Source organism: Pseudomonas sp. S2_B07, assembly GCF_054668435.1.
Genome location: NZ_CP162769.1, coordinates 4,751,467 through 4,763,807, shown reverse-complemented (window position 1 = coordinate 4,763,807; position 12,341 = coordinate 4,751,467). Strand labels below are relative to the sequence as shown.

Below are 12,341 nucleotides of genomic sequence, written 5' to 3'. Positions count from 1 at the left end.
TTCGTCCTCAAAAAACAGTGCTTAGAAGTTCACGCCGACGCTGAGTGCAACAAAGTCGCGATCATCTACGGTGGTGTACTTGCCGTCGAAGAAGTTGGTGTAGGCCAGGCTTGCGGTGTAGGTGTTCTGGTATTCGGCATCGACGCCCAGGCTCACTGCTTTACGACCTTCTTCGAAGTTGCCGCCAGGGCCAGGCGAGTAACCGTTCACGTCGTGGGACCAGGCCACGTTCGGCTTGAGGTTCACGCCGGCGAACACGTCGTTGTATTCCCAGATCGCACGACCGCGGTAGCCCCACGAAGTCGCCGTGGTGAAGCCGTCGTTATCGCAGTTGCGGCTGCGGTTGTTGGTGGCAGCGCCTGGACCAGCCCCGTTGATGGTGCTGGTGTTGAGTGCAACACAGGTGTCCAGAGCGCCCGAGGCGGGCAGACTACCCGGACCGTAGACCGGATCGCGACCATAACGAACCTCAGAGGTGCTTTCCAGGCCACCGACATGGGTCACGCCCACTTCGCCGACCAGTGTGAGACGACTGGCGCCCATGACTTGATCGAAGAAGTGCGTCAGGGTGGTCTGGAACTGGGTGACCTCTTTACGACGATAACCGTTCAGGTCGGTGCCCGGAGCGGCCGACAGCAACGAAGCGTTGGTCAACGGATTGTTCGGATTGTTGTTGCCCAAAGGACGAATGCCGGCGAACAGAATGTCGGTGGAGTTCAACTGCACCGGTGCGTTCGGACGGTAGCTGATCTCACCGCTCCACGCCGTACCGGTAGGCAGGGTGGTGGAGAAGCTCAAACCGTAGAGGCGAATGTCTTCAGGGTATTCGATGAAGTATTTCGAGTTACCCGCGACCAGCAGCGGACCCAGAGCCTGGAACGCGCCTGGCAATGCCGCCACGCCGTTGTAGACCGATTGTGGCGCACCGGTGGCGCTGAAGATCGGCGCACGGCTGTGGTAGTTCATGAAGTAGGCACCGAACTCGGTGTCCAGCGGGTCGAACATGTACTTGAAGGACGCGCCCCACTGGCCGCTGTCGCGTGCATCACGATCGCCGCCACGCTGGACCAGAACACCTTCTTCGTTGACGTTGACACCGTTGGCTGCCAACGGGCCCAACGCGATGGCTGGAATCGTCGAGCGCTTGTTCAGCACGCGCAGGTTGTTGTCGCAACCGTCGGCGACGATGTCTGGTTGAGAGAAGAACGTGCCGCAGTTGTCGACAACGGTCTGGTCCCATTCCAGCTGGTAGAACGCTTCGGCCGAAAGGTTTTCGGTCAGGCTCTGGGACACATAGAACATGTTGACCGGGATCAGGCCTTCCTTGATCTCGGCACCGGGACGACGGAACGCAGACACGTCAATCGGGTTGATCGAGTTGATGCCGCCGCCGATGAATGTACTTTCACCCCAGCTCACGACCTGCTTGCCCAGACGCACGGAGCCCGGCTCATCGGCAACGGTGTAGTTGTGGTAGATGAAGGCGTCGAGGATTTGCCCGCCGGAGGACTTGGCGCCCTCTTTGCGGCCGTCGTTTTCGACGTTCTTGAATTCCAGGTTGGTATCTTGCAGCGCGAAGTCGTACCAGTATTTGCCCCGGACAAACACGCCGGTGTCGCCGTATTTCAATTCAAGGTCATGGATGCCCTTGAAGATCTTCGAGAACGCTTGCCCGCTCTTGAAGTTCAGGTGACCGTCATCGGAGGTCTGGGACAGGCCATGCCCGCCGTTGTTGACGCCGATCAGGTTCTTGTTCGGCTGTTGGGTCGAGATACTCATACCCAGGGACAGCGACGAGTCGAACTGACCTTCGATTTCACCAACGTTGAAACTGACGCCGAATGCAGGCCCGGCGAGCGAAGAGGCGAGACTGACCGCCAGGGGCAATTTCGCCCGGCGCCAGAACTTGTTTACTGATGTCATCGACGCTACTCCATGTGCATTATTGTTATGGCAGTGAGCACTTCTAAAAACGTTGTGGGTGACGGGGAGCCAAGGCGTCCCGAAGTCACTCCAAAATTGCATCGCCCCGTTTTGTGCGTTTGCTCCGTTCTTAAAAATCCTTGAGCGGACTATAGCCAGCAGGTAGTAGAGCTTGATCCCTCTAAAGTGTGATTTGCAGCTGCCGGCCACTCTGGAACAGTCCTTTCGCCAGTCCGACACATGTCGGCACGGCAAGGATGGCTGAAAATTCGGATTACACAAGCCAAGCGCTTGCTTGGTGGGGCTGGCGTGCCCTTTCGGGCACACCGGAGGACGCTTAAAGCGTCGAGAGGAACGCGCTGTTGTTGGCCTGCCATTCAGTGATGTCGAGGCGGATGCGCTTCTTGTCGAGCTTGCCGACGCTGGTCTTGGGAATTTCAGTAACAAGGGCAATCTGGCTAGGAATGGCCCACTTGCTCAGGTGCCCCAATTCCACGAACGGCTTGAGGTGTTCCTTGAGTTCCCGGGCCCCGATCTCATGCCCTTCGCGAAGCACCAGCAGAGCGAACGGGCGCTCGCCCCACTGCGGATCGGCGATGCCCACCACTGCTACTTCGCGTACCGAAACGTGGCGACTGATCAAGTCTTCGAGGTCCGGGGACGAGATCCACTCGCCACCGGTCTTGATCACGTCCTTGATGCGGTCTCGAATGTCGATCACGCCCATGGCATCCAGCGTCGCCACGTCGCCGGTATGCAGCCAGCCTCCGGCCCAGAGCTCGGCGCCCTTCTGCGGTTCGTTGAAATAGCCTTCGGTGAGCCATGGCGCACGCAGCACGAGCTCGCCCTGGGTCTCGCCATCGGCGGGCAGGAAATTGCCGTCGGTGTCGACGATCGCCGCTTCCACCAAGGGCCCCGGCACGCCGGCCTTGATGCGATAGGTGGTGCGTTCGTCTTCGCTGCCGGCCATCAACTCATCATTGAGGTGAGCACACGACACCAGCGGCCCGGTTTCCGACATGCCGTAAGCCGCGGTCAACTGGATGCCCTTGCTCTTGGCCGCTTCGTACAGCGTACGGTTGAGCGCACTGCCGCCGATGACGATTTTCCAGCCGCCGAAATCCGTGCCTTGCGCCGCTTTGGCGTTGAGGATCATTTGCAGAATGGTCGGTACGCAATGGGAAAAGGTGACCTTCTCCTTGTGCCACAGCTCCACCAGGTATTCCGGGTCGTAGCGGCCGGGATACACCTGCTTGAGCCCGAGCATGGTCGCCACATACGGCAAGCCCCAGGCATGCACATGGAACATCGGGGTGATCGGCATGTACACGTCGCTGGTGCCCAGCAGGCGCACGCTGTCGATGGAGCCCATGATGGTCGACACGCCCATGGTGTGCAGGACCAGTTGCCGGTGGGTGAAATACACACCTTTGGGGTTGCCGGTGGTACCGGTGGTGTAGAACGTGGTCGCGACGGAGTTTTCGTCGAAGTCCTGGAAGTCGTATTGCGCACTGGCAGCCGCCAGCAGTTGCTCGTACTCGCCGATCAGGTTCGGCAGATCGGCGGTTTTCTCCGGCAGATCAGTCAGCAGCAGGGTTTTCTCGACCGTGGTCAAGTGCCCGGCAATCGCCTGGTAAAGCCCCACGAACTCGCTGTTGACCAGTACAAAGCGGTCCTCGGCGTGGTTCATGGTGTAGAGGATCTGTTCCGGCGACAGGCGCACGTTGATCGTGTGGATTACCGCGCCGATCATCGGGATGGCGAACATGCATTCCAGGTAGCGATGGCTGTCCCAGTCCATCACCGCCACCGTATCCCCGGCCTTGACCCCGGCGGCCGTCAGCACGTTGGCCAGCCGCGCGACCCGTTCGATCAGGGTCGGATAGCTGTAGCGCAACTGGTCGCGGTAAATGATCTCGCGGGTTTTCTCATAACGAGCGCCGGACATCAGCAGCCGCTTGATCAGCAGCGGATACTGGTAAGCGCCTTCGGCTGGGGGGATAACGCGAGTCTGCAACATATGAATCCCTTTTCTGGCTGCACGGTGTTGGCTGAATAAAAGCACTTTAGTGCCCTTCAATGTCAGCCAAATCAGCCAAAGGAATGATTTGCAGAGCCGTACAAATGCTAGCTTTGCGCCAGCATTTGCAGGATGTCGAGGATCAGCCCGCTATCAATGCATCTCGGTGAACGCGAGTTTCACGCCGATGGCGATCAGCACCACGCCCATGGTGCGGTCGAACCAGTGGCCCATGCGGGCGAAACCGGCGCGCACACGCTGTTGGCTGAACAGCCGCGCCACCAGGCAAAACCACAGCGCCGTCGCCGCCGCGAGATAGACCCCGTAACCGGCTTGCACCGCCAACGGCGTATGCGGGTTGATCACCACGGTGAACAACGACAGGAAGAACAGCGTGGCTTTCGGGTTCAGGCCGTTGGTCACAAAACCGGAGGTGAACGCGCCCCGGGCGGTGCGCTCGCCGGTTTCCTTGTGCAAGTTGTCATCGACAGCCTTGGCCGGTTGCGCGCGCAGGGCCTTGTAGCCGATGTACAGCAGGTACGCGGCGGCGGCCCATTTCAGCGCGTTGAACAGTACGATCGACTGGGACACGATCAGGCCGATGCCCAGCAGCGAATAGCCGACGTGCAGGAAAATGGCGGTGCCGACGCCCAGCGCCGTCCACGTGCCGGCGCGCCGACCGTGGGTCACGCTTTCACGCACCACCACGGCAAAGTCCGGGCCGGGACTGGCCACGGCGAGCAAGTGAATCAGGGCAACGGTCAAGAACTCTGTCCAGTACATGGGGGCTCCTTTGGGGCAGATCGGTCGAAAAGAAAAATGTCAGGCTGACAACATCCCTGTAGTAGCTGGCGAAGCCTGCGTTCGGCTGCACAGCCGTCGTGAAATCAGGCACCGCGCTCTTACAGAAAGTCCGCATGTTCCGGGTTTACGACTGCTGCGCAGCCGAACGCAGGCTTCGCCAGCTGCTACGGGGGGGCGGTGCTTCATCGCATAGCGCGTCAACTTCGCCACTTGGTGCACTGCGTAACCATTTGTTTCATCTGATAGGCTCGGCAGATTACGCCTTCAGTTCAATGCACAAAAGGTACAGTTGATGACGAACTCTCGCCGCGCCGTTTTCCTCGACCACCCGTCCCTGGACCTTGGCGACCTCGACCTCAACCCGTTGCGTGATTGCTTCGACGACTTGCAACTGTTCGCGCAGACCCTGCCAGATCAAGTGATCGAACGCCTCAAGGGCGCCACGGTGGCCATCAGCAACAAGATCCTGATCAACGCCGACGCCATCGCCGCCAGCCCCGACCTGAAGCTGATCCTGATCACCGCCACCGGCACCAACAACGTCGATCTCGCGGCCGCCCGCGCCCATGGCGTTACCGTTTGCAACTGCCAGGGTTACGGCACGCCGTCGGTGGCGCAGCACACGATCATGTTGCTGCTTAACCTGGCGACGCGCTTGGCCGATTATCAAAAAGCCGTGGGTGAAGGTCGCTGGCAGCAGGCGAAACAGTTCTGTCTGCTCGATTACCCGATCGTCGAACTGGAAGGCAAAACCCTCGGATTACTCGGCCATGGCGAACTCGGCGGCGCCGTCGCACGACTGGCCGAAGCATTCGGCATGCGCGTGCTGCTGGGTCAGATCCCGGGGCGCCCTGCCCGGCCGGATCGTTTGCCGCTGGATCAACTGTTGCCGCAGATCGACGCCCTCACCCTGCACTGCCCGCTCAACGAACACACCCGCCACTTCATCGGCGCCCGTGAACTGGCCTCGATGAAACCCGGCGCCTTCGTGGTCAATACCGCGCGCGGTGGTTTGATCGATGAGCAGGCGCTGGCCGATGCCCTGCGCAACGGTCATCTGGGCGGCGCGGCCACCGACGTACTGAGCGTAGAGCCACCGACGGCGGGCAATCCTTTGCTGGCCGATGACATCCCGCGCTTGATCGTCACCCCGCACAACGCCTGGGGCAGTCGCGAAGCACGACAGCGAATCGTCGGGCAGTTGACCGAAAACGCGCAGGCTTTCTTCAGCGGTACAGCGCTGCGGGTCGTCAGTTGATAAACTGCCGCACTTTTTTCAAGGAGCAGAGTATGGATCCGCGCAGTGAAGTACTGCTTCGTCAGCCCGAGTTATTCCAGGGTTCGGTGTTGTTGGCCGGTTTGCCCGCCGACGATCTGCTGGGCCGACTGCCCGCTGCCCATGGTTGGTGCTGGCACGCCGGCGACCAGGCCGCGCTGGACGCCCGTTTCGCCGAGCGCAGCCATTTTGGTGTGAACGCCCCCGAGCGTGCGTTTGAAACCGCCGTGGTGTTTTTGCCCAAGTCCAAGGACCTGACCGATTACATCCTCAACGCCCTCGCCTCGCGCCTGGCCGGCCGTGAACTGTATCTGGTCGGTGAAAAACGCAGCGGCATCGAAGGCGCCGCCAAACAACTGAACCCGTTCGGCAAGCCGCGCAAACTCGACAGCGCCCGTCATTGCCAGCTCTGGTTGGTCACCGTGGCCAACGCGCCAGAAGCCAAGTCGCTGGAAAGCCTAGCGCAGACCTATGAACTGCCACTGGCTGAAGGGCCATTGAAAGTCATCAGCCTGCCGGGCGTGTTCAGCCACGGTCGGCTGGATCGCGGCAGCGCACTGCTGCTGGAGCATCTGGACAAGCTGCCGAGCGGCCACTTGCTGGACTTCGGTTGCGGCGCGGGCGTGTTGGGCGCGGCGGTGAAGCGTCGTTATCCGCACAATCAGGTGACCTTGCTCGACGTCGATGCGTTTGCCGCGGCCAGCAGTCGCCTGACCCTGGCGGCCAATGGTCTGGAAGCCGAGGTGATTACCGGCGACGGGATCGACGCTGCACCGATGGGTTTGAGTGCGATTTTGAGCAACCCGCCGTTCCATGTCGGGGTCCATACCGATTACTTCGCTACAGAGAACTTGCTGCGAAAAGCGGCCAAACATCTGAAAAACGGCGGCGAGCTGCGGCTGGTCGCCAACAGCTTCCTGAAGTACCAACCACTGATCGAAGAGCACCTCGGCGTGTGTGCAATCAAGGCCGAGGGACAGGGTTTCCGAATCTACCGGGCCAAACGCGGCTGACAAATAAGTGCTTGCCTAACGGATTTTGCCTAGGCAGAATCCGCTCCGTCCTAGGGGAGTAGTCTCCCACGAGCGCCATGCTCGTCCGGCATACGTCAACATACTTGGTCCTCAGACCATGGCGTATGCGACCCAAGCGTCCGCATCAGACGGTACGCAGGGTTTGACAAGACCTATGACACGAACACCTTACCCGGGGCGGGAAGGCTGTACGTGTCATAGCCGTGTCGACCCGCCCCTTAGGAAAAACCCTGATGATGCTGGATTCACTTCTCGTTCCGACCGCAATCGTTGCCTTGGCCGAAATCGGCGACAAGACGCAACTGCTCGCGCTCATTCTCGCTGCCCGCTTCCGCAAGCCATGGCCAATCATCGCCGGCATCGTCGCCGCGACCCTGGCCAACCACGCCGCCGCCGGTGCCGTCGGTGCCTGGTTCGGCAGCTTCTTCTCGAATGCGACATTGCACTGGATCCTGGCCGCCAGCTTCACCGCGACCGCGTTGTGGACCCTGGTGCCGGACAAGATGGACGATGACGTCAGCACCGCGCGCAAGTTCGGGCCTTTCCTGACCACGCTGATTGCGTTTTTCCTGGCGGAAATGGGTGACAAGACCCAGGTCGCCACCGTGATGCTGGCGGCGCAATACCCGGATCTGTGGCTGGTCATCATCGGCACCACTGCGGGCATGTTGATTGCCAACGTGCCGGTGGTGCTGGCCGGTAACTTTGCGGCGGACAAATTGCCATTGACCCTGATCCGTCGACTGGCGGCGTCGGCGTTCTTCATCCTGGCGATTGTTGCGGTGTACAAGGCGATGCAGAGCAGCGGTTGGGTTTAACCCGGCAGGTCGGTAGACCGCGATATCGTTCGTCATCGGAACGCCGCCCGGAGCCGGCTCACTGCTACAGGGTTAGTGTCGATCACAAAACCAATGTAGGAGTGAGCCGGCTCGCGATGAGGCCCTCACCGGCAATGCAAAAACATCAGGATTTACGCGCGTTCTCGTACAACGGCATCACCTTCGGAATCGCCCCTTGCAACGCCGCGGTCCGACTGCTGGACGAAGGGTGAGTGCTGAGAAACTCCGGTGGAGCCCCTTCGTCCGCCTTGCTCATTTTTTCCCACAGGGTAATCGCCGCATTCGGGTTGTAACCCGCACGTGCCGCCAGCTCCAGACCGATCAGGTCGGCTTCGTTTTCATTGGTGCGGCTGTTGGGCAAGGTCATCAACAGGTTCACGCCGTTATTCCCCACCTCGACAATCGCTGCCGGCGCACCCGCCGCTATGGCCAACTGTTGCATCAGATTCACGCCATAGGATTTGGATAACGCTTCACGGCCGTGCTCGCGCAAGGCGTGGGCGATTTCATGCCCCATCACCGCGGCCAGTTCGTCGTCAGTCAGTTGCAGTTTCTCGATCAGCCCGGTGTACACAATGATCTTGCCGCCAGGACCGCAGTTGGCGTTGAGCTCATCATTTTTGATCAGGTTGACCTCCCACTGCCATTGCGCCGCATCCGGGCGAAACGTCGGCGCCTGGGCGATGAGCCGATCGGCAATTGCTTGAACACGCGCGGCCTCGGTACTGGTCTTGTCGAGGATGTTTTTGTTGGTCGCATCCCCCACGGTCTGCTTGTAGTCCTGCGCGTAAGCCTGATTGACCTGTTCACTCGACAACAAGGTGGTCATGTGTTGCTGGCGCACCACACCGACTTCACCTGCACTGGTCGTGTTGACGGTCTCGCAGCCGTTCAGCAGCAAGGCCGACCCCAACACGCACGCCACCAGAGACTTGTTCATCACGGCACTCCCATAAAGCCGTCACCCGACTCGGGACGACGGCAGTAGCAAAAAATTCATACAGCACTGACTGCCTTGCCGCACAAAGGTTCGGCACCTTTCTGATTGCGACACGGGCACGTCCAAAACAGTCATTTCACCTGCCCCCGCTCATGGCTGTCCGCCCCGCTGCCGATACACCAGCGCAGACGTCCTCTTGCGTGCGGAGCACCCATGAAATTCAAGTCGATCCAGTTTTCCGTGGCCGCCCTCGCTGGCGCCATCGTACTTAGCGTAGTCGCCGCACTGGTGCTGTACGCGTTGTTCTCCGGCGCCCGGACGCAAGACATGGTCCAGCAACGGACCCAGGCGCAATTCGAGCAAGTCATCGAACAGCGCCTGACGTCGCTGGCGCAAACCCAGGTCAGCCAGATCCAGCGTGAACTCGAAGCCCCCCTGCTGATCGCTGGCGGGCTGGTGCGGGTCAACGCCTTGATCGGCACGCAGGGGCCCGACGGCCAGCCGCTGCTGAATGTGAGCCGCGAGCAGTTGATCAGTCTGATCAAGGAAAACGTGGCCAAGAACCCGAAGATCCTCGGCACCTATATCGGCTGGGAAAAGAACGCTCTCGACCACAACGATGCCGCCTACGTCGACACCAAAGTGACCGGCATCGACGCCAGCAACGGGCGCTTCCTGCCGTGGTGGTTCCGCAACGATGATGGCACCCTCGGCCTGGACAAGCTGGTGGACGTCGACGACCAGAAAACCCTGTCCACCGGTGTGCGCGCCAGCGAGTACTACCTGTGTTCCAAGGAAACCAAAAAATCCTGCGTGATCGATCCGGCGCCTTACAAGGTCGGCGATAAAGTCGTCATGCTCGCCTCCTTTATTGAACCGATCATGCTCAACGGCGCCTTCCAGGGCATCGTCGGTGCCGACCTGTCGGTAAACTTCATTCAGGAAATGCTCCTGGGCGCGAACCAGAAACTGTACAGCGGTGCAGGGGAAATGGCGTTGATCGGCGGTAACGGCCGGATCGTGGCCTACACCAAGGACCCGAGCAAATTCGGCGAGAAGGTCAGCGACATCCTCGACAGCCAGCAGATCGCCAACATGGGCAACCTCAAGCATGGCGAAGTGACCTACACCGTCGACAAGGCCCACGACCGGATCGAGTTGTACCTGCCGTTCGGTATCGGCCAGACCGACGCGCGCTGGACCCTGATGCTGCAATTGCCACTGAATGCGGTGATGGCCGACCTGCAAAAACTCCAGGGTGACCTGAATGCACAGCGCAAATCCGACACCTTCGGCATGGCCATGGTCGGTTTGTTGATCGCCGGTATCGGCTTGCTGGTGATCTGGCTGGTGGGCCACGGCATTGCCCGGCCACTCAAGCAGATGGTGGCGATGCTCGATGACATTGCCAAAGGCGAAGGCGACCTGACGCGCCGCCTGACCAGTGATCGCGCTGACGAACTGGGCTCGATTGCCAAAGGCTTCAACACATTCCTCGCCAAGTTGCAGGCGATGATCACCCAGGTCGTGACGTCGGTGCAGAGTGTCAGCGATTCGTCGGAACACACCGCCGACATCGCCATCCGCACCAACATCGGCGTGCAGAAGCAAATGGCCGAGATCGATCAGGTGGCGACGGCGGTGCATGAAATGACCGCCACCGCCCAGGACGTGGCGCGCAATGCAACCCAGGCCGCGCAAGCCGCCAGCCATGCCGACCAGGCGGCGGCGCAGGGCATGCAGATCGTGCGGGACACCTCGAATTCGATTGGCGTGCTGGCAATAGAAATCGGCAAGGCTGTGGGTGTGGTGCAAACCCTGGCCAAGGACAGCGAAAACATCAACGCGATCCTCACGGCCATTCGCGGGATCGCCGAGCAGACCAACCTGCTGGCCTTGAACGCGGCCATCGAAGCGGCCCGTGCCGGTGAACAGGGCCGTGGTTTTGCGGTGGTGGCCGATGAAGTGCGCAACCTGGCGCAGAAAACCCAGAAGGCCACCGAAGAAATCCAGACCATGATCCAGCAACTGCAACAAGGCACCCGCGACGTGGTGCGAGTCATGGAGGACAGCCAGAACCGTACCGACGAAAGCGTGCAGCACGCGGCGAAAGCCGCCGAGGCGCTGGAGACGATTACTCAGGCGGTGTCGGTGATCAACGACATGAACACGCAGATTGCCAGTGCGGCCGAGGAACAGAGCGCGGTGGCGGATGACATTAACCGCAACGTGATCAACATTGGGCAAGTGGCCAATGAAGTGGCTGGCGGGGCAGATGAATCGAGCGCGGCGAGTGCGGACCTGACCAAGCTGGCTGAACAGCAGCGGCGGTTGATCAACCAGTTCAAGGTTTAGTGTGCAGTGATCGTTCCCACGCGTGGGAACGATCAATCAACCCGGGGTCAAACACTCCGGCGCATTCAGCTTCGGATCATTCACCAGATTCGCCAGCACCCGCTCGCGCAACGCCGCCGGTTCGCTGGCCAGCAAGGCCTGCAAGGTATGCAACGGCGTCTCCGGATCCAGCCACGCCGCCTGCCCCGCCTCGTCCAGAATCAACGGCCGACGCTGACTCGCCGCCGGCTGCGTGATCACCGCCGTGCTCAACCACACCTGCTCCTGCACCGGGTACGCTTCCCAGATCGCCGCAAAAAACAACGAAGAGCCCTCCCCCGGCGTCAGCCAGTACGGGCGTTTGCGCGTAGTGCCGCGCCATTCATAGAAACCATTGGCTGGTAGCAGGCAACGGCGCTCGCGAAAGGCCTGGCGAAACATCGGTTGCTCGGCGACGGTTTCAGCCCGGGCATGGGCCGGGGTGCGGGACAGGTCGGTCAGCCATGGTGGTGTCAGGCCCCAACGGGCGCGGGCCAGTTCACGCTGACCGTCTGCACCGGCACGCAGCATCAACACCGAATCGTTGGGGGAAATATTCCACTGGGCCTGCTGATCGGCAGGGAAACCGGGCAGGGCCGCGAAGGCGGGGTTCCAGCGAAACAAGGCATAACGTCCACACATGGGGCAACACGACTCTGAATAAAACGAACGTCAGCCTAACAGACCAGCGTGCCGGGAAAGCTTTCCGGTTCATCGCCGGGCAGCGGCAGCGCGGCATTGTACGCGGTGATCAGCTCACGGGCGTATTCGGCCTGGTCGTTATCGACGGACAACCCGAGCAGGCCGAAAATCGGCAACTCGCCCGAGCCGCCCAGCAAGTCGCGGCCCACCAGGTGCGCCTCGATGCCTTCGCTGGCGAGCATGCCTTGCAGCAATTCACCTTCCATCAGGTTTTCCGGCTCGTAGATCCGCTGCATGGGCGCCCCTCATTCGTTCTCGCTGAAGACTTCCAGAAACCAGTCTTCGCCATGAACCTGCAATACGAACGTGATCGGCCGACAACACACCTGACAGTCCTCGATGTAGGTCTGATCGCCGCCGGACAGGTCCACCGTCGTCTCGACCTCTTCACCACAATACGGACATTCATACAGTGCGCTTTCCAGCATCG

General features: G+C 60.6%; 11 protein-coding genes, 1 pseudogene and 1 riboswitch. Of the genes and pseudogenes, 5 read left to right on the top strand and 7 right to left on the bottom strand.

All coding sequences use genetic code 11. The features are described 5' to 3' along the window. Positions 1-21: 21 nt before the first annotated feature. From AB4N43_RS21950 to AB4N43_RS21940, 3 genes are all read right to left on the bottom strand, one after another. Positions 22-1,923, bottom strand: a complete 1,902-nt coding sequence (locus tag AB4N43_RS21950; RefSeq protein WP_059182170.1) for a DUF1302 domain-containing protein — start codon at positions 1,921-1,923, stop codon at positions 22-24. 337 nt (positions 1,924-2,260) lie between these two features. Further along, complete coding sequence (locus AB4N43_RS21945; RefSeq protein ID WP_460151938.1) at positions 2,261-3,943, bottom strand: fatty acid--CoA ligase; 1,683 nt, start codon at positions 3,941-3,943, stop codon at positions 2,261-2,263. A 153-nt stretch (positions 3,944-4,096) separates the two neighbouring features. Then, entirely contained in the window at positions 4,097-4,726 is a 630-nt protein-coding gene (locus AB4N43_RS21940; RefSeq protein ID WP_027925991.1) for a LysE family translocator, read from the bottom strand. A gap of 313 nt (positions 4,727-5,039) precedes the next feature. On the opposite strand from AB4N43_RS21940, the gene AB4N43_RS21935 reads away from it, so the two are divergent. From AB4N43_RS21935 to AB4N43_RS21925, 3 genes are all read left to right on the top strand, one after another. Next, entirely contained in the window at positions 5,040-6,005 is a 966-nt protein-coding gene (locus AB4N43_RS21935) for a 2-hydroxyacid dehydrogenase (protein ID WP_027925990.1), read from the top strand. 32 nt (positions 6,006-6,037) lie between these two features. Further along, entirely contained in the window at positions 6,038-7,036 is a 999-nt protein-coding gene (locus tag AB4N43_RS21930; RefSeq protein WP_027925989.1) for a class I SAM-dependent methyltransferase, read from the top strand. 40 nt (positions 7,037-7,076) lie between these two features. Continuing rightward, positions 7,077-7,201: riboswitch (yybP-ykoY riboswitch) on the top strand. A 92-nt stretch (positions 7,202-7,293) separates the two neighbouring features. Next, positions 7,294-7,875 (top strand): TMEM165/GDT1 family protein, encoded by a 582-nt coding sequence (locus tag AB4N43_RS21925; protein ID WP_027925988.1) that lies wholly within the window; start codon positions 7,294-7,296, stop codon positions 7,873-7,875. Positions 7,876-8,020: 145 nt separating this feature from the next. On the opposite strand, the gene AB4N43_RS21920 is transcribed toward AB4N43_RS21925, so the two are convergent. Beyond that, positions 8,021-8,836, bottom strand: coding sequence for a M48 family metallopeptidase (locus AB4N43_RS21920; RefSeq protein ID WP_027925987.1), 816 nt, complete (start codon positions 8,834-8,836; stop codon positions 8,021-8,023). 213 nt (positions 8,837-9,049) lie between these two features. Between AB4N43_RS21920 and AB4N43_RS21915 the strand changes: the two are divergent. Then, a pseudogene (locus tag AB4N43_RS21915) lies at positions 9,050-10,288 on the top strand (cache domain-containing protein); the annotation flags it as partial. A 60-nt stretch (positions 10,289-10,348) separates the two neighbouring features. Then, a complete protein-coding gene (locus tag AB4N43_RS21910) occupies positions 10,349-11,191 on the top strand; it encodes a methyl-accepting chemotaxis protein (RefSeq protein ID WP_370654477.1) in 843 nt (280 codons plus the stop codon). Between the two features lie 36 nt (positions 11,192-11,227). Here the strand turns inward: AB4N43_RS21910 and AB4N43_RS21905 are convergent, their stop codons facing one another. The 3 genes from AB4N43_RS21905 to AB4N43_RS21895 are packed head-to-tail and all read right to left on the bottom strand — an operon-like array spanning position 11,228 to position 12,339. After that, entirely contained in the window at positions 11,228-11,851 is a 624-nt protein-coding gene (locus tag AB4N43_RS21905; protein ID WP_027925985.1) for an SOS response-associated peptidase, read from the bottom strand. Between the two features lie 35 nt (positions 11,852-11,886). Beyond that, on the bottom strand, positions 11,887-12,147 hold the full coding sequence (locus AB4N43_RS21900) for a putative signal transducing protein (protein WP_027925984.1): 261 nt from the start codon (positions 12,145-12,147) through the stop codon (positions 11,887-11,889). Between the two features lie 9 nt (positions 12,148-12,156). Continuing rightward, positions 12,157-12,339: a CPXCG motif-containing cysteine-rich protein gene (locus AB4N43_RS21895; RefSeq protein WP_020799766.1), complete on the bottom strand. Its 183-nt coding sequence runs from the start codon at positions 12,337-12,339 to the stop codon at positions 12,157-12,159. Positions 12,340-12,341: the final 2 nt, after the last annotated feature.

Bases quoted from the DNA above. Each gene is read 5' to 3' on its own strand.
- AB4N43_RS21950 (WP_059182170.1), bottom strand. From the start codon at position 1,923: ATGACATCAGTAAACAAGTTCTGGCGCCGGGCGAAATTGCCCCTGGCG.
- AB4N43_RS21945 (WP_460151938.1), bottom strand. From the start codon at position 3,943: ATGTTGCAGACTCGCGTTATCCCCCCAGCCGAAGGCGCTTACCAGTAT.
- AB4N43_RS21940 (WP_027925991.1), bottom strand. From the start codon at position 4,726: ATGTACTGGACAGAGTTCTTGACCGTTGCCCTGATTCACTTGCTCGCC.
- AB4N43_RS21935 (WP_027925990.1), top strand. From the start codon at position 5,040: ATGACGAACTCTCGCCGCGCCGTTTTCCTCGACCACCCGTCCCTGGAC.
- AB4N43_RS21930 (WP_027925989.1), top strand. From the start codon at position 6,038: ATGGATCCGCGCAGTGAAGTACTGCTTCGTCAGCCCGAGTTATTCCAG.
- AB4N43_RS21925 (WP_027925988.1), top strand. From the start codon at position 7,294: ATGCTGGATTCACTTCTCGTTCCGACCGCAATCGTTGCCTTGGCCGAA.
- AB4N43_RS21920 (WP_027925987.1), bottom strand. From the start codon at position 8,836: ATGAACAAGTCTCTGGTGGCGTGCGTGTTGGGGTCGGCCTTGCTGCTG.
- AB4N43_RS21910 (WP_370654477.1), top strand. From the start codon at position 10,349: ATGATCACCCAGGTCGTGACGTCGGTGCAGAGTGTCAGCGATTCGTCG.
- AB4N43_RS21905 (WP_027925985.1), bottom strand. From the start codon at position 11,851: ATGTGTGGACGTTATGCCTTGTTTCGCTGGAACCCCGCCTTCGCGGCC.
- AB4N43_RS21900 (WP_027925984.1), bottom strand. From the start codon at position 12,147: ATGCAGCGGATCTACGAGCCGGAAAACCTGATGGAAGGTGAATTGCTG.
- AB4N43_RS21895 (WP_020799766.1), bottom strand. From the start codon at position 12,339: ATGCTGGAAAGCGCACTGTATGAATGTCCGTATTGTGGTGAAGAGGTC.